Origin of the sequence: Streptomyces sp. NPDC016469 (genome assembly GCF_040632905.1) — a bacterium.
GTDB lineage: Bacteria > Actinomycetota > Actinomycetes > Streptomycetales > Streptomycetaceae > Streptomyces.
The window spans coordinates 113,478-138,159 of sequence record NZ_JBEYCQ010000005.1; the positions used below are offsets into that span (position 1 = coordinate 113,478).

At 71.9% G+C, this 24,682-nt stretch carries 25 protein-coding genes; 18 read left to right on the plus strand and 7 right to left on the minus strand.

Going from position 1 to position 24,682, the window contains the following annotated elements; genetic code table 11:
* Window positions 1-59: 59 nt before the first annotated feature.
* The gene (locus ABZ565_RS07240) at window positions 60-641 is read left to right on the plus strand and encodes a DinB family protein (protein ID WP_361021394.1); all 582 of its coding nucleotides are present in this window, start codon (window positions 60-62) and stop codon (window positions 639-641) included.
* Between the two features lie 3 nt (window positions 642-644).
* On the opposite strand, the gene ABZ565_RS07245 is transcribed toward ABZ565_RS07240, so the two are convergent.
* The 3 genes from ABZ565_RS07245 to ABZ565_RS07255 all read right to left on the minus strand — a co-directional run bounded on the left by ABZ565_RS07245 (window position 645) and on the right by ABZ565_RS07255 (window position 3,074).
* Complete coding sequence (locus tag ABZ565_RS07245; protein WP_361021397.1) at window positions 645-1,568, minus strand: RNA polymerase sigma-70 factor; 924 nt, start codon at window positions 1,566-1,568, stop codon at window positions 645-647.
* A 38-nt stretch (window positions 1,569-1,606) separates the two neighbouring features.
* Complete coding sequence (locus ABZ565_RS07250; RefSeq protein ID WP_361021400.1) at window positions 1,607-2,080, minus strand: carboxymuconolactone decarboxylase family protein; 474 nt, start codon at window positions 2,078-2,080, stop codon at window positions 1,607-1,609.
* A gap of 100 nt (window positions 2,081-2,180) precedes the next feature.
* Window positions 2,181-3,074, minus strand: a complete 894-nt coding sequence (locus tag ABZ565_RS07255; protein ID WP_361021403.1) for a MerR family transcriptional regulator — start codon at window positions 3,072-3,074, stop codon at window positions 2,181-2,183.
* Between the two features lie 80 nt (window positions 3,075-3,154).
* Here ABZ565_RS07255 and ABZ565_RS07260 point away from each other — a divergent pair, with 80 nt between their 5' ends.
* From ABZ565_RS07260 to ABZ565_RS07270, 3 genes are read left to right on the plus strand one after another with little or no spacing between them, the layout of a single operon-like run.
* On the plus strand, window positions 3,155-3,580 hold the full coding sequence (locus ABZ565_RS07260) for a hypothetical protein (RefSeq protein WP_361021406.1): 426 nt from the start codon (window positions 3,155-3,157) through the stop codon (window positions 3,578-3,580).
* Window positions 3,581-3,610: 30 nt separating this feature from the next.
* Window positions 3,611-4,051 (plus strand): hypothetical protein, encoded by a 441-nt coding sequence (locus tag ABZ565_RS07265; RefSeq protein WP_361021409.1) that lies wholly within the window; start codon window positions 3,611-3,613, stop codon window positions 4,049-4,051.
* A gap of 52 nt (window positions 4,052-4,103) precedes the next feature.
* Window positions 4,104-5,798, plus strand: coding sequence for a sel1 repeat family protein (locus tag ABZ565_RS07270; protein WP_361021412.1), 1,695 nt, complete (start codon window positions 4,104-4,106; stop codon window positions 5,796-5,798).
* A 9-nt stretch (window positions 5,799-5,807) separates the two neighbouring features.
* On the opposite strand, the gene ABZ565_RS07275 is transcribed toward ABZ565_RS07270, so the two are convergent.
* Window positions 5,808-9,092, minus strand: coding sequence for a S41 family peptidase (locus tag ABZ565_RS07275; RefSeq protein WP_361021415.1), 3,285 nt, complete (start codon window positions 9,090-9,092; stop codon window positions 5,808-5,810).
* Between the two features lie 164 nt (window positions 9,093-9,256).
* On the opposite strand from ABZ565_RS07275, the gene ABZ565_RS07280 reads away from it, so the two are divergent.
* Both ABZ565_RS07280 and ABZ565_RS07285 read left to right on the plus strand, forming a co-directional pair.
* Window positions 9,257-9,829, plus strand: coding sequence for a TetR/AcrR family transcriptional regulator (locus ABZ565_RS07280; protein WP_361021418.1), 573 nt, complete (start codon window positions 9,257-9,259; stop codon window positions 9,827-9,829).
* 125 nt (window positions 9,830-9,954) lie between these two features.
* Complete coding sequence (locus tag ABZ565_RS07285) at window positions 9,955-12,183, plus strand: MMPL family transporter (RefSeq protein ID WP_361021421.1); 2,229 nt, start codon at window positions 9,955-9,957, stop codon at window positions 12,181-12,183.
* 130 nt (window positions 12,184-12,313) lie between these two features.
* On the opposite strand, the gene ABZ565_RS07290 is transcribed toward ABZ565_RS07285, so the two are convergent.
* The gene (locus tag ABZ565_RS07290) at window positions 12,314-12,682 is read right to left on the minus strand and encodes an SsgA family sporulation/cell division regulator (protein ID WP_361021423.1); all 369 of its coding nucleotides are present in this window, start codon (window positions 12,680-12,682) and stop codon (window positions 12,314-12,316) included.
* A gap of 199 nt (window positions 12,683-12,881) precedes the next feature.
* Between ABZ565_RS07290 and ABZ565_RS07295 the strand changes: the two genes are divergently transcribed.
* The 7 genes from ABZ565_RS07295 (at window position 12,882) to ABZ565_RS07325 (ending at window position 19,136) form a co-directional block, all read left to right on the plus strand.
* A complete protein-coding gene (locus ABZ565_RS07295; RefSeq protein WP_361021426.1) occupies window positions 12,882-13,940 on the plus strand; it encodes an energy-coupling factor ABC transporter permease in 1,059 nt (352 codons plus the stop codon).
* Between the two features lies 1 nt (window position 13,941).
* Window positions 13,942-14,703 (plus strand): cobalt ECF transporter T component CbiQ, encoded by a 762-nt coding sequence (gene cbiQ, locus ABZ565_RS07300; RefSeq protein ID WP_361021429.1) that lies wholly within the window; start codon window positions 13,942-13,944, stop codon window positions 14,701-14,703.
* On the plus strand, window positions 14,700-15,473 hold the full coding sequence (locus ABZ565_RS07305) for an ABC transporter ATP-binding protein (RefSeq protein ID WP_361021432.1): 774 nt from the start codon (window positions 14,700-14,702) through the stop codon (window positions 15,471-15,473). The genes cbiQ and ABZ565_RS07305 overlap by 4 nt, the downstream gene beginning before the upstream one ends.
* Before the next feature lie 66 nt (window positions 15,474-15,539).
* Window positions 15,540-16,700: a serine hydrolase domain-containing protein gene (locus ABZ565_RS07310; RefSeq protein ID WP_361021913.1), complete on the plus strand. Its 1,161-nt coding sequence runs from the start codon at window positions 15,540-15,542 to the stop codon at window positions 16,698-16,700.
* 76 nt (window positions 16,701-16,776) lie between these two features.
* A complete protein-coding gene (locus ABZ565_RS07315) occupies window positions 16,777-17,559 on the plus strand; it encodes an SDR family NAD(P)-dependent oxidoreductase (protein WP_361021435.1) in 783 nt (260 codons plus the stop codon).
* Window positions 17,560-17,634: 75 nt separating this feature from the next.
* Window positions 17,635-18,204, plus strand: coding sequence for an RNA polymerase sigma factor (locus tag ABZ565_RS07320; protein WP_361021438.1), 570 nt, complete (start codon window positions 17,635-17,637; stop codon window positions 18,202-18,204).
* Window positions 18,201-19,136 carry a CU044_5270 family protein gene (locus ABZ565_RS07325; RefSeq protein ID WP_361021441.1) on the plus strand — a complete coding sequence of 312 codons (936 nt, stop codon included), beginning with the start codon at window positions 18,201-18,203 and terminating at the stop codon, window positions 19,134-19,136. The genes ABZ565_RS07320 and ABZ565_RS07325 overlap by 4 nt, the downstream gene beginning before the upstream one ends.
* Window positions 19,137-19,221: 85 nt before the next feature.
* Here ABZ565_RS07325 and ABZ565_RS07330 read toward each other — a convergent pair whose 3' ends face one another.
* A complete protein-coding gene (locus ABZ565_RS07330) occupies window positions 19,222-19,665 on the minus strand; it encodes a hypothetical protein (RefSeq protein ID WP_361021444.1) in 444 nt (147 codons plus the stop codon).
* A 357-nt stretch (window positions 19,666-20,022) separates the two neighbouring features.
* Between ABZ565_RS07330 and ABZ565_RS07335 the strand changes: the two genes are divergently transcribed.
* Entirely contained in the window at window positions 20,023-20,556 is a 534-nt protein-coding gene (locus ABZ565_RS07335; RefSeq protein ID WP_361021447.1) for an NUDIX hydrolase, read from the plus strand.
* Here ABZ565_RS07335 and ABZ565_RS07340 read toward each other — a convergent pair.
* Window positions 20,534-21,880, minus strand: coding sequence for a hypothetical protein (locus tag ABZ565_RS07340; protein WP_361021450.1), 1,347 nt, complete (start codon window positions 21,878-21,880; stop codon window positions 20,534-20,536). The genes ABZ565_RS07335 and ABZ565_RS07340 overlap by 23 nt on opposite strands.
* A gap of 323 nt (window positions 21,881-22,203) precedes the next feature.
* Between ABZ565_RS07340 and ABZ565_RS07345 the strand changes: the two genes are divergently transcribed.
* From ABZ565_RS07345 to ABZ565_RS07360, 4 genes are all read left to right on the plus strand, one after another.
* A complete protein-coding gene (locus tag ABZ565_RS07345) occupies window positions 22,204-22,533 on the plus strand; it encodes a hypothetical protein (RefSeq protein ID WP_361021916.1) in 330 nt (109 codons plus the stop codon).
* Window positions 22,521-23,639, plus strand: coding sequence for a radical SAM protein (locus ABZ565_RS07350; protein WP_361021453.1), 1,119 nt, complete (start codon window positions 22,521-22,523; stop codon window positions 23,637-23,639). Before ABZ565_RS07345 ends, ABZ565_RS07350 begins: the two co-directional genes overlap by 13 nt.
* Entirely contained in the window at window positions 23,636-23,773 is a 138-nt protein-coding gene (locus tag ABZ565_RS07355) for a hypothetical protein (protein WP_361021456.1), read from the plus strand. The genes ABZ565_RS07350 and ABZ565_RS07355 overlap by 4 nt, the downstream gene beginning before the upstream one ends.
* 87 nt (window positions 23,774-23,860) lie before the next feature.
* On the plus strand, window positions 23,861-24,682 hold the full coding sequence (locus tag ABZ565_RS07360; RefSeq protein WP_361021459.1) for an aminoglycoside phosphotransferase: 822 nt from the start codon (window positions 23,861-23,863) through the stop codon (window positions 24,680-24,682).

The following is a 24,682-nucleotide window of genomic DNA, read 5'->3' on the forward strand; positions in this document are numbered from 1 at the left end:
CGGGAAAGTCATCGGTCCGGCGTTCCGGACGGGTCCCCCGGATGGCAGAGTCGGTACGCATGATCGATGACGCCATGAAGGAACGACTCCACAACAACCTGCGGACCGCCCGTGAGGCCGTCGTCTGGAAGCTCGACGGGCTCGGGGAGTACGACATCCGGCGGCCGCTGACCTGGACCGGGACCAATCTGCTGGGGCTCGTCAAGCACCTGTCGTTCTGGGAGGCCCGGTACTTCGGGGAGGTCTTCGGGCGGTCGTTCCCCGAGCCGCTTCCCCGGTGGCAGGACAACGAACCGGGCGGACCGGAGATGTGGGCCGCCGAGGGGGAGTCGCGGGAGGAGATCGTCGGGCGCTACCGGCGGGTGTGGGCGCACACCGATGCGACGATCGCCGCCCTCGCGCTCGACGCGCCGGGGCGGGTCGAGTGGTGGGGGCGGCCCGAGGTGCGGCTGTTCGACATCATGGTCCACATGCACGGCGAGACCGCCCGCCACGCGGGCCACGCCGACATCCTCCGCGAACAGCTCGACCACGCGACGGGCCGAGTGGCCGCGTACGCCGAACCGCAGCAGGACGCGGCGTTCTGGGACGCCCACCGCGCGAAGGTCGAACGCGCGGCGAAGGCCGCCGAGGGCGCGTAGCGCTCAGCGGGCCCGCCTGCGCAGCGCCTTCACCTCGCGGTCCGCCTCCCACGCGTCCGCCACCGGGCCCAGGTGGCCGAGCTTGTCCGGGTTGATCACCGAGTGGACCGTCTGGATGCGGCCCTCCAGCACGTCCAGGGCCAGGATGTGGAGCACGCCGCCGTCGCGCACCCGGAACAGCGCGCCCGGGCGGCCGTTGACCTCGCGGGGCTCGCAGGTGATGCCCGCCTCCGCCATGAGGGGGTAGACCGTGGCGAGCAGCCGGGCCGCGTTCTCCGCGCCGACGACGGTTCGGGCCAGCTGCGGGGCCTTGCCGCCGCCGTCGCCGACGAGCTGGACGTCGGCGGAGAGCAGGCTCCGCAGCCCCTCCACATCGCCCCGGGACAGCGCGTCGAAGAACCGGCCCGCCAGCTCGCGCTGCTCCGCGCGGTCCGCCTCGAACCGGGGCCGGCCCTCGTGCATATGGCGGCGGGCCCGCACGAGCAGCTGGCGGCAGGCCGCCTCGGAGCGGCCCACCGCCGCCGCGATGTCCCCGAAGCCGAAGGCGAAGACCTCCCGCAGCACGAACACCGACCGCTCCAGCGGACTCAGCCGTTCCAGGAGGAGCAGCGACGCCATCGACACCGAGTCCGCCAGCTCGGCGGCGCGTGCCGGGTCCGCGTACGGGTCGTCCAGCAGCGGTTCGGGCAGCCACGGGCCGACGTACTCCTCCCGCCGCACCCGGGCCGACCGCAGCACGTCGATCGCGATCCGGGTCACCGTGGTGGACAGGAACGCCTTCACCGACTCCGGCCGGGTGGCCGAGGCGTCGTAACGGAGCCAGGTCTCCTGGACGGCGTCCTCCGCCTCGGCGACGCTGCCCAGGATGCGGTACGCGATCGAGAACAGCAGCGCCCGAAGCTCCTCGAACTCCTCGGCCTTGCCCATGCCGGTTCCCTTCCCGTGATCGGTGTACGCGGCGACGGTCAGTGGAACGTGCCGGGCTCGTAGTCGCCCGCCGGCTGCTGCGTGATGACGTTCAGACGGTTCACCGCGTTCATGAACGAGACCAGCATGACGAGCGCGGTGAGCTGCTCCTCGTCGTACAGCTCGGCGGCGTACGCCCAGGTCTCGTCGTCCACCCCGGTCGCCGCGTCGGCCGTACGCGTGCCCTGCTCGGCGAAGGCGAGGGCGGCGCGCTCGGCGTCGGTGAACACGGTGGCCTCCCGCCAGGCCGCGACGAGATTCAGCCGCACCGCGCTCTCCCCTCCCGCGACGGCGTCCTTGGTGTGCATGTCGATGCAGACCGCGCAGCCGTTGATCTGGCTGACGCGGAGGGCCACGAGCTCCTGCGTCGTGGTGGGGAGCGGCAGGTCCTTCACCTCCCGGCCGCAGGCCATGAAGTACTTGAGGGCCTTGCCGGCGACGGGGTTCGTGAAGTAGTTGAGCCGTGCGTTCATCGGGTGCTCCTCGGGATCGCTGTGGTGCGTTCATTCCCGGGACGAGACAGCGGGCGCGGCTGTGACACGGGGGTGCGTGGTGTGACGCAGGTCTCCTGGTCTACGCCAGTCGTACGCGTACGGCCTCGGCGGCCCAGTCGAGTGCGGGGCCCGTGCTCTCCGGGGCGGGCCAGCCGTTGATCACGGCGAGCAGCTCGGCGTACCGGTCACGGCGCGGGTCGTTGAGGCGCCGGAGCCGGGGGAGGAGCCCGTCGGCGCGGGCGTGCTCGGTCGTGATGGCCGCGACGACGGGATCCGCGTCGGGCGAGGCGGGGTCGAGGCCGGCGGCCAGGGCGGGGGCGACGAGAGCGCGTACGGCGGCGGTGAAGTCACGGCGGGGGAGGCCGCCCCGGGGCCGCTCGGCCGCGAGATCCCGGAGCGTCCGCCGGAGGCCGGCGCGGAATGCGGGGTCCTGGGCCAGCGCGGCCCACTCCGCCCAGGCGCGGGCCCGGTCGGGGTCGGGGTCGGGCGCCTCGGGCACTTCGGGGGTCATGGTGCGGGCGACGCCGTCGAGCGCGAGGCCGTCGAAGACCGCGTGGAGGAAGTCGGCGACGAGGCGCCGGCGTTCGTCGTCGGTGAGCCGGGCGAGCTGATGCATGCGATCGGTCTCCTCAGGGGTGAGCCGGCGCTCGGCCACGGCGGCCAGCAGCGCCTGCCGCAGGCGCAGGACGCGGATCTGCGCCTCCAGCGCCTCCACGTGCGCCGCGGCGACTTCGGGCAACGGCAGCTCCCGGTCGGCCACCTTGCGGATCGTGTCTAGGCCGAGCCCGAGCTCCCGCAGGGTCCGTACGAGCGCGAGGCGCGCCACGGCGTCGGGGCCGTAGCGGCGGTAGCCGGCCGGGGTGCGGGCGGTCGGCGCCACGATCCCGCGATCGGAGTAGTACCGAATCGTCTTCACACTGAGCCCGGTCCGCCGGGCCAGCTCCCCGATCGAGTGAAGCGCGTCGCCGTCCATGGGGCCAGCTTGGGGTCTCCCCCTGGGGGAGACGCAAGGGCGGCGAGGGATGGCAGGATGGGCGCAGGGGAGGCGGGGCGATGGGCATGCATACGCCTGCGGACTGGCTGGAAGCGGCGCGCGCCGGGACCGACGGCGCCGCCCTGCACCAACTGGCGCGCAGCCCGTACGTCTTCGTCCGCCAGGCACTGGCCGCCAACCCGGCCACGGTGCCCGGCACCTTGCTGGAACTGACCGGGACCCGCGACAGCCCCTGGAACGACAACAAGCTCCTGCTCCTGCTGGCCGAGCCCCCCCGCGCCGACCGGGCCGTCCTGCGGGGCGTCCTCGACGCCGTAGCGGCCATGCTCGCCGAGGGCGAACGCCCCTACGCGGCGGTGCTCGCGCTGGCGGACCGCCCGGAGCTGACGGCGGCAGAGGTCCGCCGGCTCGGCTCGCTACAGGGGGCGTCGGCGCGCCTTCGCAACGGATTGGAACGGCGCCTGGCCTTTCGTACACCTCCTTGAGCAGGGCCCTGCCGACCTGAGGAGAACCGCATGAACCGGCACCTTCCCGTTCTCGCCGCCGCCGCGGCCGTTCTCCTTGCCGCCGGCTGCAGCGGGGCTGCCGGGCACGCGCCGCAGAAGCGCGCCGGAAGCCCGGCCCCGCGGCCCTCGTCGCGCGCGGCCGGCCTCGGACTCCCCGCGCACACAGCCGTATACGTCCCCGAGACGCACGGCTCCGCCGAACTCGACCTCAAGCGGTTCACGCCCGGGCAGGGCGTCTACACGGTCTACGCCCGCTGCACGGGCAAGGGCCGGGTGACGATCGTCGACGCCGACCGGCCCGAGGCCGATCCCAGCCGCGTCGCCTGCAACGGGGTCGTCACCGTGGGGCGTGTCTACAGCGAGGCGGAGACGCAGGCGCTCCGTATGCGGGTGCGGGGCGGGACGGCCACGTGGGCGGTGGCGGTCGTGAGCGGTGCGCACGAGAGGTGAAGCGACCGGGCCCGGCCGGGCCGCACGCCAACTCGCCTGGCACCATGCGCCCATGACCACCCAGGACATACAGATCCGGGGCGAGGCGCTGGTCGCCGCCGCTCTGGCCAAGGATGCCAAGGCCGCCCACCGGCACACGGACTTCTTCGTGTTCGGCAGACACATCGACGAGGGCATCCCCTACTGGGAGCGGGCGGTCGAGGCCGGGGACATCTGGTCGCACTACACCCTCGCCCGGTACCGGAAGATCCGGGGCGACCGGCAGGCGGCGGACGCGCTCTACCGGGAGTGGGCCGAGTTCGACGCGGGGTGTGCGTACGGGCTCGGGGTGCTGTTGCGGGAGGACGGGAACACCGGGGAAGCCGCCGAGTGGTTCCGGCGGGGGTGGGAGAACGGGCGGCACCTCGACTGCAAGATCGAGCTGGGGAAGCTCATGGCGGCCGAGGGGCGGTGCGCGGAGGCGTCCGCGTTCCTGATGAGCGACGTGGAACTGGGGGACATCGCGGTCTACCGCTGGTCCCAGCTCTTCGACTCGTTCGAGGAGGTCATCGACCGGGTCGCCGCGGACCTGGACATCGCCGAGGCCGACGGGGACGGCGAGGCCGCGGCGAAGGCGGCGCGCGGGCTCGTCGAGCTCAACGAGCACTTCGCGGACTACCCGGGGATCGCCGACGAGGTCGAGGAGTTGTACCGCCAGGCGTCCGGGCTCAGTGCCGAGGCGGGGATGTACTACGCGATATTCCTCACCGACACCGGCCGCGAGGAGTGCTGGCCCGAGGCCATCGAGCTGTTTCTCCGGGCCCGTGAGGCGGGAGTTCCACAGGCCGCCACCCTGCTCGGGAACAAGTTCGAACAGCGCGGGCACCTGGCGGAGGCCGAGCGCGCCCACCTGCTCGCCGTCGAGGCGGGCGAGGAGCAGCCCCAGTGGAACCTCGGGATGCTGTGCCTGCGGCTCGGCCGGTACGACGAGGCCGAGCACTGGTTCGGGCAGTTCGGCGAGGACGAGGAGGCCGTGCAGCAGCTCGCCCGGATCGCCGCGCTCCGCGGGGGCGGCCCCCGCACGGCCGACGAGCCGGACTTCCTGCTGCTGCCCGGACTGCGCGAGCGTGCCGAGGCGGGGGACGCCGAGGCCGGGTACGCGTACGCCTCGATGCTCAACGACTGGGGCGGCAAGAACGCCCGCTACCTGCTCCCGTGGATGGAGCCCGCGGCGCGCGCCGGAAACTCGGACGCGGCGTACGACGTGGCCCAGCTGTACGCGCGGCTGCGCCGCTTCACGGACCGCGACACGTGGCACCGCGTGGCCGCCGAGGCCGGCGACCACCACTCCTGCCACCACATGGGCTGGCTCTCCGACTACCACCACGACTACCAGGAGTCCGAGCGCTGGTACGTACGCGCGGCCGGTCTCGGCTCCCGGCTCGACTCCATGCTCGCGGGCAAGCTGATGGTCCAGCGCGGGGCGTACGCGGAGGCCGAACCGTACCTCCGCCGAGCCTGGGAGGAGGGCGACGACCACGACGCGTTCCGTACGGAGACCGCCGGCTACTACGGAGTCGCCCTGCGCCACCTGGGCCGGCTGGACGAGGCCATGGACCTCCTGACGATTGCCGACGAGCGGTGGTACGAGGACGTGCGCAGCCGCTACAACACGGACGATCTGGATGTCCTGGCCCGGATGATCGATCCGGAGAAGGAACTGGAGGCGCTGGACGAGGCGATGGAGGCGGAGGACGACCAGGAGTGAACCCGCCGCCTACCTCGGCGGCAGCGGCGGCCTCCTCAGGTCCGGGGCCGTGTCGTACGTCGGCGGGGTGGCCGGCGGACGCGCGGCCAGCAGGTCCAGCGCCACGCGGACCGCGTCGTCCAGGACCGCGTAGCGGCCCTCCGCCCAGTCCAGCGGGGTGCGCAGCGCCTCCAGGTCCGGTTCGACGCCGTGGTTCTCGACGGACCAGCCGTACGTGTCGAACCAGGCGGCGTTCATCGGCACCGTGATCACCGTGCCGTCGCCCAGGCGGTGGCGGCCGGTCATGCCGACGACGCCGCCCCAGGTGCGCTGGCCGACGACCGGGCCCAGCTTCAGCAAGCGGAACGCGGCGGTGATCATGTCGCCGTCGGAGGAGGTGGCCTCGTCGGCGAGGGCGACGACGGGACCCCGGGGGGCGTTGGAGGCGTAGGACACCGGCTGGGCGTTGCGGGTCAGGTCCCAGCCCAGGATCGTACGGGTGAGCTTCTCCACGACCAGCTCGCTGATGTGGCCGCCGGCGTTGCCGCGTACGTCCACGATCAGCGCGGGGCGCGACACCTCCATGCGCAGGTCGCGGTTGAACTGGGCCCAGCCGGAACCGCCCATGTCGGGGATGTGGAGGTAGCCGCACCGCCCCCCGCTCAGTTCCCGGACCACCTCGCGGCGCTTGGCGACCCAGTCCTGATAGCGCAGAGGGCGTTCGTCGACGAGGGGCACGACCGCGATGCGGCGCGGGCGGCCCCCGCCCTCCGCCGGGCGGAAGGTCAGCTCGACCGTCGTCCCGCCCGCCGCCGCCAGCAGGGGGTACGGCCCGGCGACCGGGTCCACCGGGCGGCCGTCCACATGGGTCAGCACCGCCCCCTCGCGGATTCCCGTACCGGCCAGCGGGGAACGCGCCTTGGAGTCCGAGGAGTCGCCGGGCAGGATGCGCAGCAGGGTCCAGTCGCCGTCCCGGCACGCGAAGTTGGCGCCGAGCAGGCCGATCGCGCGCTGGTAGTGCGGCGGGCCCTCGTTGCGGCGCGCGGGCGACACGTACGCGTGCGAGGTGCCCAGCTCGCCCAGCACCTCGCGCAGCAGGTCGGCGAACTCGTCGGGTGTGGCGACGCGTTCGACCAGGGGGCGGTACTGGTCCAGGACCGCCGGCCAGTCGATGCCGCACATGTCCGGCTCCCAGAAGTACGAGCGGGTGATGCGGCCCGCCTCGTCGTACGCCTGGCGCCACTCGGCCGCCGGGTCCACCTCGTGCAGGATGCGGCGCAGGTCCAGGTAGACGGTCGAGTCGTTGTCGCCGGGCTCCGTCGCGGGGACCGCGCGCAGCTCGCCGTCGTCCATCACGACCAGCCGGGAGGCGTCGCCGCTGACCTCGAACCAGTCGAGGTGGCCCACGAGTTCGGTCTTCTTCGCCTTGGCGATGTTGAAGTGCTCCAGGGTCGGCCGGCCCGACATGTCCGCCGGGTTGGCGAAGGTCTCGCCGAGCGCTCCGGAGATCGGCCAGCGCAGCCACACCAGACCGCCGCCGCTCACCGGCGCCAGCGCGGAGTACTTCGAGGCGGAGACCGGGAACGGCGTGACCCGGCTCTCCAGGCCCTCGAACTCGACCGTGACCGTGGACCCCTCCGTCATCCCCGCCTCGGCCGAGTCGACCGGATCCAGGCCGCCCGCCGCGGGCCGGCCGTCGGGGAGCAGGGCGAAGGGGGACGGGGTCGCCGAGGAGAGCGGGACCAGGTAGGGGCGGCAGCCGAGCGGGAAGGACAGGTCGCCGGTGTGGACGTCGTACACCGGGTCGAAGCCGCGCCAGGACAGGAACGCCAGATACCGGCCGTCGCCCGTGAAGACCGGGTTCTCGTCCTCGAAGCGGCCGTTGGTGACGTCCACGATCACGGGCTCGCCAGGACCGCCGATCCGGGCCAGCTTGATCTTGCGCAGCGAGCGGCCGATGCCCGGGTGCGACCAGGTGAGCCAGGCGCCGTCGGGGGAGAACGCCAGGTCGCGGACGGGCCCGTTGACGGACCGGATCAGCTCGGCCGGCTCGCCGGTGGACGTCTCCTCGCCGGTGTCCAGGAGCAGCAGGCGGCCGTCGTGCGAGGCGATGGCGAGGCGTTCGCCGTCCGGGTCGGAGACCATCTCCTGGACCCGGCCGATCCGGCCCCAGGCCAGGCGGCGCGTGGGGCGGTCGCCGCTGGCGCGCGGCAGCTGGGCGATCTCGACCGCGTCCTCGCCCTCCGCGTCGGTGACGTACGCGACCTGGCCCCCGCTGCCCAGCATCTCCGGGAGCCGCACCCGTACGCCCGGGGTGTCCGAGATGGTGCGGGCGGGCCCGTCGCGGTGCGTGAGCCAGTACAGGCTGCCGCGTACCGACACGGCGCTCGCCCGGCCCGTCTCGTCCACGGAGACCGCGTCCACATGGCTCGACGCCGGCACCTGGTACGTACGGCGTCCGGAGCGCGGGCCGCCGAGCCGGACCTCCAGCTTCCGGGGCACGGCGTCGGGCGTCTCCAGGTCGTCCACGAGCCACAGCTCGCCCGCGCACTGGTAGACCACCCGGCGCCCGTCGCTCGCCGCGTGCCGGGCGTAGAACGCGTCGTGGTCGGTGTGGCGGCGCAGACCGGTGCCGTCGGGGCGGCAGGAGTAGAGGTTGCCGACGCCCTCGTGGTCGGAGAGGAACGCGATCCGGCCGCCCACGAACATCGGGGTGTCGAGGTGCCCGCCGATGTCCGGGAGCAGCCGCTCGCCGTGCAGCCACAGCCGGCCCATGGCCCCGCCCCGGTAGCGCTTCCAGGCCGCCGGTTCGTGCGGCGGGGTGCCGGTGAGCAGCAGGGTGCGGCGCTCGCCGTCGGTGTCGGCGACCGCGATGTCGGTGACCGGGCCCCAGGGGAGCTTGCCGCCGGGGCTGCCGTCGGTGGGGACGCTGTAGGCCCAGGAGAAGTAGGAGAACGGCTGGCTGTGCGAGGAGACGGCGAGGATCTGCGCCGCGTCGCCGGGGTCGGGCGTCCAGCCGCAGACCCGGGTGTCGGTGGAGCCCCAGTAGGTGAGCCGGCGGGACGGTCCGCCGGCGACCGGGGCGAGGTGGATCTCCGGGTCGAGGCTCCGCCACGACGTGTACGCGATCCGGGTCCCGTCGGGCGAGAACCGGGGATGGCCGACTCTGGTCCGGTCGGCGGTGACCCGCCAGGCCCGGCCGGGGCGCTCCCCCTCGGCGGCGAGCGGGGCGACCCAGAGGTCGTCCTCGGCCGCGAAGCAGAGCAGATCCTCGTGGAGGTGCGGGAACCGGAGATACGAGACGTCGTCACTCACCCCCCAATGCTTTCCGCGCGAGGGGGGTGCGGCAACTCAGGGAGACCCGCTTTCTGTGGCGCGAACCACAAACGAAACCGTTTCGTTTCGCTCGGCGGGCGAGGTACCGTTCTGCTGTACGAAACGGTTTCGTTCGATGGCTTATCGGACAGGAGGTCGAACCCATGGCACGCACACGGCTCACGCCCGAGCGTGAGAGCGAGCTGTACGCCGCCGTGCTCGACCTGCTCCGCGAAGTCGGCTACGACGCCCTCACGATGGACGCCGTCGCCGCCCGTACGCATTCCAGCAAGGCCACCCTCTACCGCCAGTGGGGGAGCAAGCCGGCGCTCGTCGTCACGGCCCTCCGGCACAACAAACCCGGCACCCTCGGCGAGGTCGACACCGGCTCGCTGCGCGGTGACTTCCACGCCGTACTCAACCGCAGTGACGACTGTCAGATGGAGAAGGACGCCGCGCTGATGCGGGGTCTGAGCCATGCCGTCCACGACAACCCCGACCTCCTGCAGGCCCTGCGCGAACTGCTCATCGAACCGGAGATGACCGGTCTCGACACGCTGCTGCGCCGGGCCGTGGACCGGGGAGAGGTGAGCGCGGAGAACCCGGCGCTCAAATACGTACCGCACATGCTGGTGGGCGCCGTCGCCACCCGGCAACTGGTCGAGGACCGCCCCGTCGACCAGGCATTCCTTCTCGACTACGTCGACTCCGTGATCCTCCCCGCTCTCGGAGCCTGACCTTCTCGGTCCCCGCGCTTTTTCGCACGGCCCCTCCCCAAGCCCCACCTGACACGCCGCTCTCGTCGTCGGGCTGGTACCTCACGCCCTTTTCCACTCAACGACCTGACCGGGAGTACGCCCTCGTGGCCACATTCCTCTACAAGCTCGGACGGCTCGCCTTCCGGCGCCGCCGCTACGTCGCCCTGATCTGGGTGGCACTGCTGGCGCTCGCCGGGTTCGGCGCGTCCTCCGCAGCCACCGCGACCTCCAGCTCCTTCTCCATCCCCGGTACGGAGGCCCAGAAGGCGTTCGACCTGCTGGAACAGCGCTTCCCTGCCGCCAGCGCCGACGGCGCCACCGCGCGCATCGTCTTCAAGGCCCCCGAGCACGAGAAGATGACGGACGCGGCCAACAAGGCCGAGGTCAACAAGATCACCCGGGAGCTGAAGGAAGGCTCCGACCAGATCGCCTCGGTCACCGACCCGTACACCGGCAAGGCCGTCTCCAAGAACGGCTCCACCGCGTACATCTCGGTCTCGTACAAGGTCAACTCGATGGAGCTGACCGACGCGACCCGGGACGCGCTGGAGGACGCGGGCACCCACGCCCAGAAGAGCGGGATGACCGTGGAGATCGGCGGTGACGCGCTCCAGGTGATGCCGGAGACCGGCGCCACCGAGGTCATCGGCATCGCGCTGGCGGCCGTGGTGCTCGTCATCACCTTCGGTTCGCTCATCGCGGCCGGGCTGCCGCTGCTCACCGCCCTGATCGGGGTCGGCATCGGCGTCTCCACGATCACCGCCCTGGCCAACGTGCTCGACCTGGGCTCCACCACCTCCACGCTCGCGATGATGATCGGCCTCGCCGTCGGCATCGACTACGCGCTGTTCATCGTCTCCCGCTACCGCGCCGAGCTGGCCGAGGGCCGGGAACGCGAGGAAGCGGCGGGCCGGGCGGTCGGCACGGCCGGGTCCGCGGTCGTCTTCGCCGGGCTCACCGTGGTCATCGCCCTCGTCGGCCTGGCCGTCGTCAACATCCCGATGCTCTCCAAGATGGGCTTCGCCGCGGCCGGCACGGTCGCCATCGCCGTGCTCATCGCCCTCACCCTCGTCCCGGCCCTGCTGGGCTTCGTGGGCAAGCGCATCGTGGGGCGCAAGGCGCGCAAGGCCGCCGACGCGGAGAACAGGCCCGAGGCGAAGCCGAACATGGGCACTCGCTGGGCCCGGTTCGTGCTGCGGAAGCCGGTCTGGGTGCTGCTCGTCGGCGTCCTGGGCCTCGGTGCCATCGCCGTACCGGCCGCCTCGCTGGAGATGGGCCTGCCGGACGACGGCTCCCAGCCCACCAGCACCACTCAGCGCCGCGCCTACGACCTGCTCTCCGACGGCTTCGGCCCCGGCTTCAACGGGCCGCTGCTCGTCGTCGTGGACACCGAGGACAGCGCGGACGGCAAGGCCGCGGCCAAGCAGGTCGGCGACGAGATCGCCGGGATCAAGGGCGTCGTCGCCGTCACCCCGGCCACGTTCAACAAGGCCGGCGACGCGGCGACGATCACCGTCGTCCCGAAGGACCGCCCCAGCTCCGTCGAGACGGAGAACGTGGTCCACGCGATCCGCGACGCGGGCAAGGACATCAAGTCCGACACCGGCGCCGAGGTGCTGGTCACCGGCTCCACCGCGATGAACATCGACTTCTCGCAGAAGATGAACGACGCGCTGCTGCCCTACCTGGCGCTCGTGGTCGGCCTCGCCTTCCTGCTGCTGATGGTGGTCTTCCGGTCGGTGCTGGTGCCGCTGAAGGCGGCGCTCGGCTTCCTGCTCTCGGTCGTCGCGGCCCTGGGCGCGGTCGTCGCGGTCTTCCAGTGGGGCTGGCTCGGCTCGCTCTTCGGGGTCGAGCAGACCGGTCCGATCATGTCGATGATGCCGATCTTCATGGTGGGCGTGGTCTTCGGCCTCGCCATGGACTACGAGGTCTTCCTCGTCACCCGTATGCGTGAGGCGTACGTCCACGGCGAGAAGCCCGGCCAGGCCATCGTCACCGGCTTCAAGCACGGGGCGCGGGTCGTCACGGCCGCCGCCGTGATCATGATCGCGGTGTTCTCCGGCTTCATCGGCTCCAGCGAGCAGATGATCAAGATGATCGGCTTCTCGCTGGCGATCGCCGTCTTCTTCGACGCGTTCGTCGTCCGCATGGCGATCGTGCCCGCCGTCCTGGCGCTGCTGGGCAAGCGTGCCTGGTGGCTGCCGCGCTGGCTGGACCGCGCGCTGCCCAACGTGGACGTCGAGGGCGAGGGCCTGCGCAAGGACCTGGACGAGCCCGCCGCCGGTGACGGCGGACCGGAGTCCGGCGGTGAGCGCGAACTGATCCGCGTCTGAGCGCGCGGACCGAACTCCGGGGCCGCGTTCGAGCGGTGCGCGGCCCCGGGAGCCCGGGTTACCTGTGGGGACGGGGGGCCGGGGCGGCGGGAGCCCCCGTGCACGGTGTGCACGGGGGCTCCCGGCGTTGTCAGGCGCGGGCGGTCTCCGGCTTCGGCACCTCGTGCTGCGGTGCCTCCTGGTGCGTACGCCGCAGGAAGCGGACCAGCGGGGCGCAGTCGAACTGGACGACGTCGACACCGGCCGTGTCGTGGCGTTCCATGATCACCTGGACCCTGCCGCAGGGCCATATCCGCCAGCCGTCCTGCTCGACCGGGTAGCGCAGCCCGCGCTCCAGGAGCTCGCGCTCGACGGCCCACTCCGTGCCGCCCGGGTAGGCGATGCGGACCGTCGCGGGGGAGTCCGCGCCGTCGAACCGCAGCTCGACCGGGACGACGGGCAGGTCGCGGGCGTCGGTGACGAGCCGGGCGCGGGCATGGTCATGGATCACGGAGGACATGGGCCGACTCTCCATCCTGCTTCTGCAACTTTGCTACTTAATGTCCCATATTTCACGTAAAGGGCACTATGGAAGCCCTATGCAGTTGTGTGGGACGCGCTCTTGCGAACGCTTCGCAACAAGGTCCTATCATTGAGAGGTTCACGACCCCGCGCACCCGGCGCAGCCACGCGAGAACGCAGGAAGCGGAGCCTCCCCCATGCATGTACCCGACGGATTCATCAACGCACCCGTCTCCGCCGTCGCGGGCGTCGTCGCCGCCGGTGCCGTCGCCGTCAGCCTGAAGGGGGCCCGGCGCGAACTCGATGAGCGGACCGCGCCGCTGGCCGGTCTGGTCGCCGCGTTCATCTTCGCCGTGCAGATGCTGAACTTCCCCGTCGCCGCCGGCACCAGCGGCCATCTGCTCGGCGGGGCGCTGGCCGCGATACTCGTCGGGCCGTATACGGGCGTGCTCTGCATATCCGTCGTCCTGCTGATGCAGGGCATCCTCTTCGCCGACGGCGGCCTCACCGCGCTCGGCGTCAACGTCCTCGACATGGGCGTGGTCACCACCGTCGTCGCGTACGCCCTCTTCCGCGGCCTGGTCGGCGTGCTGCCGCGCACCCGCCGCTCGATGACCGCCGCCTCGTTCGTCGCCGCGCTGGTCTCCGTACCGGCCGCCGCCTGCGCCTTCACGCTGATGTACTGGATCGGCGGGACCACCGACATCCCGATCGGCAAGGTCTTCACCGCCATGGTCGGCGTCCACGTCCTCATCGGCATCGGCGAGGCCGTGATCACCGCGCTCACCGTCGGCGCCGTCCTCGCCGTCCGCCCCGACCTGGTCCACGGCGCGAAGGGGCTCGCCGCCCCGCTCAAGCTCCGCGTCGACGGCGAACTGGTCGACGCCCCGGCGCCCGCCCGCGAGCCCGCCCCCGCCGCGCACCGCCCGACCCGCGGCCTGTGGGCGACCGGCCTGGTCACCGCCCTCGTGCTCGCCGGGTTCGTCTCCTTCTACGCCTCCGCCGACCCGGACGGCCTGGAGAAGGTCGCCGCCGACAAGGGCATCGACAAGGAGGCCAAGGAGCACGCCACCGCGGACTCCCCGCTCGCCGACTACGGCGTCAAGGACGTCTCCGACGCCCGGCTCTCCGGCGGTCTCGCCGGAGTGATCGGCGTCGGCGCCACCCTCGTCGCGGGCAGCGGCGCCTTCTACGTGGTCTCGCGCCGCCGCCGTGCGCAGGGCGAGGCCGACACCCGTACCGAGGAGAAGGTCTGACATGGGCGCCGGCCACGCCCACAAGCTCTACCGGCACGGGTACTCACCGGTCCACGACCTGCCGCCGCACTGCAAGCTCGCCGCCGTGTTCTGCTTCGTCGTGGTGGTCGTCTCCACCCCGCGCGAGGCCGTCTGGGCCTTCGGGCTCTACGCGCTGCTCATCGCGGGCGTCACCGCGCTCGCCCGCATGCCGGCCGGCTTCCTGCTCAAGCGGCTGCTGATCGAGGTGCCGTTCGTCGCGTTCGCCCTGCTCATGCCGTTCGTCGTGCCCGGCGAGCACACCCACGTACTCGGCCTCTCCGTCAGCGTCCCCGGCCTCTGGGGCGCCTGGAACGTGCTGGCCAAGGGCACCCTCGGGGTCGCCGCCTCCGTGCTGCTCGCCTCCACCACCGAACTGCGCGAGCTGCTGCTCGGCCTCCAGCGCCTGAAACTGCCGCCGCTGCTCGTCCAGATCGCCTCCTTCATGATCCGGTACGGCGATGTGATCACCGACGAGATGCGCCGCATGTCCATCGCCCGCCGCTCCCGGGGCTTCGAGGCGCGCGGCGTACGGCACTGGGGCGTCCTCGCCAAGTCGGCCGGGGCCCTGTTCATCCGCTCCTACGAGCGCGGCGAACGCGTCCACCTCGCGATGGTCAGCCGCGGCTACGCGGGCACCATGCCCGTCATCGACGAGGTGACCGCCTCGCGCACCCAGTGGGCGTACGCCTCGGCCCTCCCGCTGCTCGCCCTCGCCGTGTGTCTGGTGGGATGGACCGCATGAGCCCCGACCCCGCCCCCGTACCGCCCTCCCTGGAGGTCAGCGGCCTCGCGTACGCGTATCCCGACGGCCACCAGGCGCTCTTCGGCGTCGACCTGACCGTCGGACGCGGCGAACGCGTCGCGCTCCTCGGCCCGAACGGCGCCGGCAAGACGACCCTGGTCCTCCACCTCAACGGCATCCTGGAGGCGGGCGCCGGGTCGGTGCGCGTCGCCGGGATGCCGGTGGACAAGCGCACCATGGCCGAGATCCGCCGCCGCGTCGGCATCGTCTTCCAGGACCCCGACGACCAGCTCTTCATGCCCACCGTCCGCGAGGACGTCGCCTTCGGTCCCGCCGCCGGGGGACTGCGCGGCGTGGAGCTGGAGGAGCGGGTCATGGAGGCGCTCCAGCAGGTCGGCATGGAGGAGTACGCGGGCCGGCCGCCGCACCACCTCTCCTTCGGGCAGCGCCGCCGCGTCGCCGTCGCCACGGTCCTCGCCATGCGGCCGGAGATCCTCGTCCTGGACGAGCCCTCCTCCAATCTGGACCCGGCGTCCCGGCGCGAACTCGCCGACATCCTGCGCTCCCTGGACGTCACCGTCCTGATGGTCACGCACGACCTCCCGTACGCGCTGGAGCTGTGCCCCCGCGCGGTGATCCTCAGCGAGGGGGTCATCGCCGCCGACGACCGCACCCAGGACCTCCTCTGCGACGAGCCCCTGATGCGCGCCCACCGCCTGGAGCTGCCCTTCGGCTTCGACCCGCGTTCCGTGACGGTGAATTCGGGGTGACCCGCCCCACCTCCCACCTGCGGTGCCGTGCACCATGGGGGGATGAGCGGCAGTGCGGCAGCAGGCGTGGACGTACGGGGCACGGCGGCGCCCGGATTCGAAGCGGTCCGGGACGCGTTCGTCCGTAACTTCGAGGAGCGCGGGGACCGGGGAGCGGCGGTCGCCGTCTACCGGCACGGGCGCAAGGTGGTCGACCTGTGGGCCGGCACCAGAGACGTGGACGGCACCGAACCCTGGGCGGTCGACACCGTCCAGGTCGTCCGCTCCGCCGGCAAGGGCATCGCCGCCGCCGTCCCGCTGCTGCTCCACCAGCGCGGCCAGATCGACCTGCACGCCCCGGTCTCCACGTACTGGCCGGAGTTCAAGGCGAACGGCAAGGAACGCGTCCTCGTCCGCCACCTCCTCGCCCACCGGGCCGGCGTCCCGGCCCTGGACCGGCCGCTGACCCCGGAGGAGGCCGCGGACGGGGTGAGCGGGGCGCACGCCGTCGCCGCCCAGGCCCCGGCCTGGGAGCCCGGCACCGCGCACGGCTACCACGCGCAGACCTACAGCTGGCTCATCGGCGAACTCGTGCGGCGCGTCACCGGGCGCACCGTCGGCCGCTGGGTCGCCGAGGAGATCGCCCGCCCGCTCGGCCTCGACTTCTGGTTCGGCATCCCCGGCGACGAGGCCCACCGGGTGGGGCGGATCGGGCCCGTCGAGGCCCCGGCCGCCGAGAACACCGGGGCGCTGCGGATGCGCCCGAAGCGGTCCGTCGTGGACGCCTACCGCGACCCGGGGTCCCTGACCCGGCGGGCGTTCGGCGCGATCGACCCGCTGCCCGACGAGAACGACGCGGCGTACCGGGCCGCCGAACTCCCCGCGTCCAACGGCACCGCGACCGCGCGCGGCCTGGCCCGCTGCTACGCCGCGATGATCGGCCCGGTCGACGGCCAGCGGCTGTTCGCCCCGGCGACCCTGACGCTCGCGCGCACCGAGGAGTCGGCGGGCCCGGACCAGGTCCTCGTCGTCAACACCCGCTTCGGCCTCGGCTACATGCTCCACGGCCCGGCGAGCCCGCTCCTCGCGCCGGGCTCCTTCGGGCATCCGGGCCGGGGCGGCTCGCTGGGCTTCGCGGACCCGGAGAGCGGGATCGCCTTCGGGTACGTGACGAATGGGCTCCAGAAGGGGGTCACGGCCGACCCCAGGGCGCAGGCGTTGGTGCGGGCGGTGCGGTCGGCGTTGTGACGGGTGGGTGCTCGGGGGGAGTTGCCGCTGGCCGCCCCCGGGCCCAGGTCCTGATCCGCGAGGTACGGTCGGCGTCATGACTCCTGCGCGCTTCGACGGATACGGCGTCCTCATCACCGGTGCGGGCCGGGGCATCGGCGCAGCCACCGCCCGCCTGCTGGCCTCGGAGGGCGCCCGCGTCCTCGTCACCGACCTGGACGCCGGCCGGGCGGATGCCGTGGCGGCGGAGATCCGGGCGGACGGGCGCGTGGCCGAGGCGCTGGTCTGCGACGTGGCGGACCGGGCGGCGGTCGAGGCGGCGGTGGCGTACGCCGTGGAGACCTTCGGAGGGCTCGACGTCCTCGTCAACAACGCGTACGCGTGCAGCCTGGACAGCACGCTCTTCGAGGACGAGCAGGACGAGACCTGGCACCGCGACCTCGACATCTCGCTGGGCGGCGCGTACCGCTGCTCGCGCGCCGCGATGCCGCACCTCGCCGCGTCGGGCCGGGGCGCCATCGTCTCCATCGGCTCCGTCAACGGACTGCAGGACTTCGGCAACCACGCCTACAGCGCCGCGAAGGCGGGCCTCGCGAGCCTCACCCGGACCCTCGCCGGCCACGCGGGCCCGCGCGGGGTCCGCGCCAACCTCGTCGTCCCCGGCACGATCCGCACCGACGCCTGGGCGGGCCGCGAGGCGGAGTTGGACCGGGTCAGCGCGCTGTACCCGCTGGGCCGGGTCGGGGAGCCGGAGGACATCGCGAAGGCGGTGGCGTTTCTCGCGTCGTCGGACGCGGAGTGGGTCACGGGCACGTCGCTGTGCGTGGACGGGGGGCTTACGGCGGTGAATACGGGGTTCCGGAACGCCGTCACCGGGTAGCCGCGAACGCTCACCCCGCCCGCGTGCAAGTACGGGGTGAGACCGCCGCCCGGGCGGGCTCGGACAGGAGAACCCATGGACCCGGACGAGGACCTGCTCACCCGTTCCGCACGGGAGCCCACGGCCTTCGAACCGCTGGTCGCCCGGCACTCCCCGGCCCTGCACGGCTACCTCGTACGCCGCGCCCCGGCCGCCGCCGACGACCTGCTCTCCGAGGTGTGGCTCCAGGCGTACGCCCACCGCGCGACGTTCGAGGCCGCGCGCGGCTCCGCCCGGGGCTGGCTGTTCGGCGTCGCCCGCAACGTGCTGTCCCGCCACCGGCAGACCACGGCGCGCGCCGCCGCCCGCACCGAGCCCGGGCCCGACGCCGAGGCCACGACGGCCGACCCCTGGCAGGCCGTCGACCAGCGCCTGGACGCGGCCTCGGTGGCCCCGGAGCTGCGCCGCAGACTCGCCGAACTCCCGTCCGCGGAGCGCGAACTGCTGCTGCTCGTGGCCTGGGAGCAGCTGACCCCCGCCGAGGCGGCCGCCGCCGTCGGCATCCCCGCCGGAACCGCCCGTTCCCGCCTGCACCGGGCCCGCGCCCGCCTGCGCGACGGACTGACCGGCCCCGCCCGTACGACCCTGACGGGAGATTTCGCATGACGCACGAGAACCGCCCCACGGACCTGATCGACTTCCCCGGCGCCGCCGCCCTGGAGCGCGCCGGCCGCACCGAACCCCTCGACCCGGCGGTCCAGGCCCGCGCGCACGCGCTGATCCTGGACGCCATCGCGGCGGACGCCGCGCCTGGCCCCGTTGCCGTTTCACGCTTCGGACGCCGCCGGGTGTTCGCCCTCGCGGCGGCGGTCGCGGCGGTGGCGGTGGGCGTGGCGGTCCTCCCGGTCACCGATGTCGGCGGCGACGGCCCGGCGGCCAGCGCGTCGGCGTCGGAGGTGTTCACGAGCATGGCCGGCCACATCACCATCTCCGACAAGTACAACGCGCAGACGATCACCGACGCGTACTGGAAGACGACCATCCGGACGTGGGTCGAGGGGGGCCGGGCCCACACCGACGACATCTACCTGGGCCGCGACAAGGTCGTCATCAAGACGCACAACGGCCGCACGGTCACCAAGGAGAACCCGAACGGCACCAGTTGGCAGGTCGGCGCCGGGCAGATCGGCTGGGACGACCTGAACACCCTCCCCACCCGCCCCGACGCCCTCCGCCGCACCCTCGCGGCCGGCGCGAAGGGCTCCGCCGCCGAGCAGACCGTCCGCCAGGCAGGCGAACTCCTCACCGGCGCCCCGGCCTCCCCACGCCTGCGCGCCGCGCTCTACCGGGTCCTCGCGGACACACCGGGCGCGGTGGTGACCGAGGGCGTCAAGGACGCGATGGGCCGCACCGGCACCCGTATCTCCTGGAAGTGGAAGGAGAAGTTGCCCGCCCACAGCGCCCACGACCCGAACTGGATCGTGCAACCGTCCACCGGCCGCCTTCTGGAACGCAACTACACCCCGGTCGGCCAGGACGGCCACATCACCGACCGCGACACGTACCTGTACGCGGGCCCGGCGAAGACGACGGGGTGAGCCCCACCGCCGCCCATGGCCGCACGGCGGACGGCCGCCGGGTCGTGGGCGGTGGCGCGGTCCACACCCGGTCCACCGGGTCGGCTCAGTCGCCGGAGGAGCCCCAGAAGTAGATCTCCCGCGGCTCCCCCTGTTCGTCATGGAGCACGGCGCACCGCCCGTACCAGCGCCGGCAGTCGAACTCCTCGAACCTCGGCACGTGATGCCGGGTGAGCTTCCGCGTCCCCAGGACACGCAGCGCCTCGTCCTCCGTCACCTGCTTCATCGTGGAGTGGCCCGGCTCCTCGTCCGGCCCGATGATCCGGAAGATGTCGAGGATCGAGTGCGTCCCCGCTTCCTGGGCGAACTCGTCGGCCCACAGATCCTCCTCGGTCTCAGGCCACGGCAACCGTTCCTCCTCCGGCCTCCAGTCAGCGCCCGAAACCCAGCAGTAGTCCCGCTCCTGGAAGACCTTCCGGCGCAGGGCATCGAACGCCCCGACGAGATCCTCCTGATACGGAACCGAGTAGTCCCACCCCGACGCGCCCATACGGCCCCTCCCTACACCTCTTCCAGAACGGCCGGACGCTAACAGCGGCCACTGACAACCGCCTGGGCCACAAGAGGTGAGGCTCCGCCGAGGTAGTCCGGCCAGCACGTCCCACACGCGACAGCGGTGCCTCCGACAAGCCGGACTCAGAGGGAACGCTCGGGTGGCAGGCGAGCCGGCCCCGAGCTTTCCTGAGCCACGCCGCCATGAAAGCGGCACAGGAGGTGCTCCGGACTCATGGTGAGGACGGATACCGGAAAAAGGGGGTGCAGCGCCCCTTTGCCGAACCTAGCCCTGGTCAGCCCCAGTCAGCCGCCGCTCTGCGATGCTGGAGGTCGATCGAGAGGGGCCGCAGCGATGCAGTGGAAGATCCACGGGGAACGTCCCATCTACGAGAACAGCTGGGTGAACCTGTGGCTCACCGACGTCGAGACACCGGACGGCAACCGTTGGGAACACCACGTCGTCAAGCTCCGGCACCTGGCGGTGGCCGCCGTCGTCAATGAGCGGCGCGAGGTCCTGATGATGTGGCGCCATCGCTTCATCACCGACGCCTGGGCATGGGAGCTGCCCATGGGACTGGTCGAGGAGGGCGAGACGCCGGCCGAAGCGGCGGCCCGTGAGGTGCTGGAGGAGACCGGCTGGCGCCCCGACCCGCTGAAGCCACTCATCTACGCCGAACCGGCCAACGGCATCACCGACTCCCAGCACCACATCTTCCGCGCCGACGGGGCGACGTACGAGTGCCCGCCGACCGAGAAGAACGAGTCGGACCGGATCGAGTGGATTCCGCTGGCCGATGTGCGGGCGATGATCGACCGCCGCGAGATCGTCAGCAGCGGCTCCCTGGTCGGGCTGCTGTACGTACTCATGGATGAGGCGATCCGCTGATCTGGCGGGGCAGCGATTCCCGGAGCCGGGACTCGAACGCGACTGCGGCTGGTTCCCGGCGATAGGGTCCCAACTGCTCGTAGAACTCCCGGAGGTGGCCGCCGACTCGTTGCGAGCTGACGGCCGCTGCCGGGGCAAGGGCGTCCATGGCTGTGTGGCACGCCTCGTCGAGTTTGCCGCGCTGGAGTTGGGTGCGGGCGAGCCAGAAGGCGTGGAAGGCGCGGCCTCGGTGGTTCGTCCGGTGCTCTCGGCGGAGGGCGTCCGCGATGAGGGGTTCGGCGAGGGCGGCTTCGCCCAGGCGGCCGTGCGCGATTCCGGTGTCAACGATCAGTTTCGTTTCGTCGAAGTAGGCGACCCAGGCCGGGTCCGGATCCCCGGTGCTGATCCGCCCGAACTGGGTGTGGGCTTCCGAGATCGCGGTGTGAGTCGCGCTGTGATTGCCGAGGGTTGCGTGGGCAAAGGCTTCGCGCATCGCGAGCATGGCGAGCACGCGCGCCGTCGTGCCCGCTGCTTCTCTGGCCTGGTCCCGGGCAGCGGTGACGAGTGCGAGGGCGTCCCCGGGCTTTTCCTCGTACGTGGCCTGAAGGCTCATGCAAGCGAGAACGTTGGCCATGAACTGGCGGTCTTCGATCGCCCTGGCGAGGCCGAGGGATTCGGTGAAGTAGGCGCGTGCCTGGTTGTACTGGCGGGCGTCGAAGTAGGTCCACCCGGTGAGTCGGGCCAACTCGGCTGCGATGTTGTGCAGCCCGGTTCGCAGAGGGTTCGGTCGCTGTTCCTTGAGGAGATCGACGACGTAACGGAGCTGGCCGACGACCGCCGGCCTTAAGGTCTCGCCCCCGTGCTCGTCGTCTCTGCGCCAGTAATCCGCGATTGATGAGCGCAGCGCGTCCAGCGTCGCGGGGCTGAGATCGTGCTCGGCCGCCAGGGCAAGAATGCTGTCGACGTCCGCCCCCGGCAGTCCGGCGCCAAGCGCCTCGACAGCTGTGGGGGGCACTTCGGCTGCTTCGCGGGGCGCGGCCGTCAGGCTGGGAGGCGTTTCCCAGGAGCGTCGCGCAAGCCCGAGCATGTGCCCGGGAATGCGCAGCCCGTCCGAGATCCGCTCGATCACGTCCATGTGCAGCAACTGCCGCGTACCGGAAATCACTTCGCCCACCCGGCTGGGAGTCAGGTCGCAGCGACGCGCGATCATCGACGGATAGATGCCCGCTCGCGCTTTGACCAGGTGAAAGATGCGGCCGAAGTCTCTGGCCCTGCACGCCTCGATCATCGCCGGATTCATGAGCAGGCTGACTGGGAGCTCCTGTGAGCGGGATGGCTCGGGCATCGGGCACGCTCCAGCATGAGGGCTACGAATTGCTGCGGTTGGCCTACTGACGGTGATGTTACCCAGGTTGAGTAACCCGCTTGGCCTTTCCGGGAGGGCCCGTGGATGGCGATGCTCCTGGTCATGGCGAACGGACAGAACGAGGTGCGGATGACGTTGCGGGTTTCCCGCGACTCCGGCCGGACGCGGGGGCCCCTCACGGCGGTACGCGTGTGTGAGGGACCGGTCGTCCCGGATAACCCGGGCCGCTACCCGCCGTGCGTCTGCCCCCGGTGCTCGCGGCAGGCCGGCAACGCCATCGCGTCCTTCCTGACGGTGTCGTGATGCGGTGCGCGCGCTGGCGCTGGGTGCCCCTCGCCCTGGCACGGGAAGCGCGAGAGAAGTCGGCTGCCCCGTACATCGACGGTGCCGTTCAGTGCCAGCTGTCCGCACACGACGAAGGCGAACACTTCGGCCTCCTCACCGACAACGGCGCGTACGGAACCGCGCTGTGGCTCCGCTGGCGCGGGGCGGACGAGCCGGAGCTTGTAGTGCTGTCGGACTGCCCGGTGGCCGCCCCGGGGCGCGACGGTGACGGCTGCTGCCTGTTCGCCGACCACGCCAAGCAGCACACCTGGGAAGACACCCACGAGGAGGCCCCGTGCACCAGCTGATCGCGAGCCCCTACAACGGAAGGTTCCTTATCGCCCGTCCCGGCTCCAAGGGCGGCATGCGCATCCCCCGGGCCCTGTACGAGGAACTGGCCTCGATCGCCGAGAGCAGCAGCCCTCTGCCGGCCTGGCTCCTCGACCACGCCCGCACAGCCTGGAACGTAGACCTGGCCGAGACTGCGATGCGGGACGCCGTTCTCGTACGCTCCCAGACCCGTCTCGGGTATGGCCGGGCCACGTACGAGATCAACAAGGGCTGCAACTTCAACTGCGAGCACTGCTACCTCGCCGAGCGGAAGTTCGAAGGGCTGCCCTGGCCTGACAAGGTCCGGCTCCTGCGCCTGCTGCGGGACGCTGGGGTGCTGTGGCTCCAGTTCACAGGTGGCGAGCCTCTGATCGATAGGGACTTCGTGGACGCGTACGCGCTCGCGCACAGCTCCGGAATGCTGATTGAGATCCTGACCAACGGCTCCCGGCTCCACCGTCCCGAGATCATTGATCTCCTGCGCGAACTGCCGCCGCACAAGGTGACCGTCTCCCTGTACGGGGCGACCCCGGACAGCTTCGACTCGCTCACCCGCAAACCTGGAGCGTTCAAGCTGGTCGAGAAGGGGCTCGTCGCGGCACGCGAGGCCGGAATCGCGCTGGAACTTGCGCTGATCATCACCCGGCACAACGCCCACGAGTTGGACGCCATGCGCGCACTCGCCGAGCGGTACGGGGCGAGCCATCAGGAGTACGGCACGATCTCGCCCACGTACACCGGCACGCCCGAACCGCTGGCAGCGCAGGCAGCCGGATTCCTGGACAAGAACAGCATCTTCAAGGGGTGCCCGGCCGGTCACACCTTTTTCCACGTCGACCCGCATGGTCTGGCGACCATGTGCAAGGTCGGCCGCGAGAACCCCATCGACCTCATGTCCGAGGGCCTGGACGGACTCCTCCGTCTGCCACGCATCGCCGATGCCCAAATGCTTCGCACCGGTGGCTGCGGCGGCTGTCAGCTTTCCGGCACTTGCCGGGTCTGCCGACCGCTCGCCAAGGCGTACCAGGAGGCGAAGGCACCACTGAACACCTACTGCCAACACGGAAGCGAGGAAGCGTCATGACCGCTGTCATGGTGGAGATCAGCCCCCGACCGCCGGTCCTGGAGGAGCCGGAGGGAGTGATCCTCCTGGACGACCTGGAGGCGCTGTCCGAGGGCGCCGTCCCGGGCTGCAACGACGACAACCCGTACCGGTAGACAACCGGTCGCGTACACCTGCGGGGGTTCCGGACATTTTTCCGCCCGGGGCCCCCGCACCACCGCCTTCTGGAAGAGTGAAGCCCCATGGCGACCACCCGCATCGTCCTTGATCAGCTGCCGCCCGCCGCTCGTACCGCCGTCGAGGAGCACACCGGTCCCCTCCTCACGGTCGAAGAAGCGACCGAGGGCTTCAACAGCGAGATCGCGGCCCGCGTCACGTCCGCCGCGGGCACGTGGCACGTCAAGGGGCTGCGTACGGACCACCCCCGCGCCTGGACCCAACACCGGGAAGCCACCGTCGCCCCCTTCCTCACCGGCCTGGCCCCCTCCCTCCGCTGGCACGTCGAGACGGCCGGCTGGGACCTCCTGGGCTTCGAAGCGCTCACAGGCCACCACGCCGTCTACGCCCCCGGCTCCCCGGATCTTCCCGAAGTCGCCTCTCTCCTGCGTCGCCTCGGCGATGCCCCCTGCCCCGGCATCGAACTCCGCCGGGCCGAACAGCGCCTGGAGCGGTACGCCGTCCACCCGGACGACCTCCACTTCTTCGCCGGACCTCATCTGCTCCACACCGACCTGAACAACACCAACGTCCTCGTGGACGACGACGCCCCGGCGGGCGAACGGGCCCGCTTGGTCGACTGGGCCTGGGCCACCCGCGGCGCGGCCTGGCTCGACGCCGGCTACTGGGTCATCTGGCTCATCGCATCCGGCCACACCCCCGCCTCGGCCGAACACCGGGCCGCCGAAATCCCCTCCTGGCACACCGCCCCCGCCGAAGGCATCACCGCCTTCGCCGCCGCCAACGCCAACGTCTGGTCCGAGATCAGCAGTGCCGACCCGGACCCGTGGACCCAGCGCCTCGCGGCTGCCGCCACCGCCTGGCACGTGCACCGTTCGGGCGGGTGA

What these genes read in the sequence shown, in the direction of transcription:
- ABZ565_RS07330 (WP_361021444.1), bottom strand. Translation starts at nt 19,665, where the DNA reads ATGGGCGCGTCGGGGTGGGACTACTCGGTTCCGTATCAGGAGGATCTC.
- ABZ565_RS07250 (WP_361021400.1), bottom strand. Translation starts at nt 2,080, where the DNA reads ATGAACGCACGGCTCAACTACTTCACGAACCCCGTCGCCGGCAAGGCC.
- ABZ565_RS07295 (WP_361021426.1), top strand. Translation starts at nt 12,882, where the DNA reads ATGCATGTACCCGACGGATTCATCAACGCACCCGTCTCCGCCGTCGCG.
- ABZ565_RS07340 (WP_361021450.1), bottom strand. Translation starts at nt 21,880, where the DNA reads ATGCCCGAGCCATCCCGCTCACAGGAGCTCCCAGTCAGCCTGCTCATG.
- ABZ565_RS07315 (WP_361021435.1), top strand. Translation starts at nt 16,777, where the DNA reads ATGACTCCTGCGCGCTTCGACGGATACGGCGTCCTCATCACCGGTGCG.
- ABZ565_RS07360 (WP_361021459.1), top strand. Translation starts at nt 23,861, where the DNA reads ATGGCGACCACCCGCATCGTCCTTGATCAGCTGCCGCCCGCCGCTCGT.
- ABZ565_RS07345 (WP_361021916.1), top strand. Translation starts at nt 22,204, where the DNA reads ATGCGGTGCGCGCGCTGGCGCTGGGTGCCCCTCGCCCTGGCACGGGAA.
- ABZ565_RS07255 (WP_361021403.1), bottom strand. Translation starts at nt 3,074, where the DNA reads ATGGACGGCGACGCGCTTCACTCGATCGGGGAGCTGGCCCGGCGGACC.
- ABZ565_RS07280 (WP_361021418.1), top strand. Translation starts at nt 9,257, where the DNA reads ATGGCACGCACACGGCTCACGCCCGAGCGTGAGAGCGAGCTGTACGCC.
- ABZ565_RS07245 (WP_361021397.1), bottom strand. Translation starts at nt 1,568, where the DNA reads ATGGGCAAGGCCGAGGAGTTCGAGGAGCTTCGGGCGCTGCTGTTCTCG.
- ABZ565_RS07335 (WP_361021447.1), top strand. Translation starts at nt 20,023, where the DNA reads ATGCAGTGGAAGATCCACGGGGAACGTCCCATCTACGAGAACAGCTGG.
- ABZ565_RS07265 (WP_361021409.1), top strand. Translation starts at nt 3,611, where the DNA reads ATGAACCGGCACCTTCCCGTTCTCGCCGCCGCCGCGGCCGTTCTCCTT.
- ABZ565_RS07325 (WP_361021441.1), top strand. Translation starts at nt 18,201, where the DNA reads ATGACGCACGAGAACCGCCCCACGGACCTGATCGACTTCCCCGGCGCC.
- ABZ565_RS07270 (WP_361021412.1), top strand. Translation starts at nt 4,104, where the DNA reads ATGACCACCCAGGACATACAGATCCGGGGCGAGGCGCTGGTCGCCGCC.
- ABZ565_RS07240 (WP_361021394.1), top strand. Translation starts at nt 60, where the DNA reads ATGATCGATGACGCCATGAAGGAACGACTCCACAACAACCTGCGGACC.
- ABZ565_RS07355 (WP_361021456.1), top strand. Translation starts at nt 23,636, where the DNA reads ATGACCGCTGTCATGGTGGAGATCAGCCCCCGACCGCCGGTCCTGGAG.
- ABZ565_RS07320 (WP_361021438.1), top strand. Translation starts at nt 17,635, where the DNA reads ATGGACCCGGACGAGGACCTGCTCACCCGTTCCGCACGGGAGCCCACG.
- ABZ565_RS07260 (WP_361021406.1), top strand. Translation starts at nt 3,155, where the DNA reads ATGGGCATGCATACGCCTGCGGACTGGCTGGAAGCGGCGCGCGCCGGG.
- ABZ565_RS07305 (WP_361021432.1), top strand. Translation starts at nt 14,700, where the DNA reads ATGAGCCCCGACCCCGCCCCCGTACCGCCCTCCCTGGAGGTCAGCGGC.
- cbiQ (WP_361021429.1), top strand. Translation starts at nt 13,942, where the DNA reads ATGGGCGCCGGCCACGCCCACAAGCTCTACCGGCACGGGTACTCACCG.
- ABZ565_RS07290 (WP_361021423.1), bottom strand. Translation starts at nt 12,682, where the DNA reads ATGTCCTCCGTGATCCATGACCATGCCCGCGCCCGGCTCGTCACCGAC.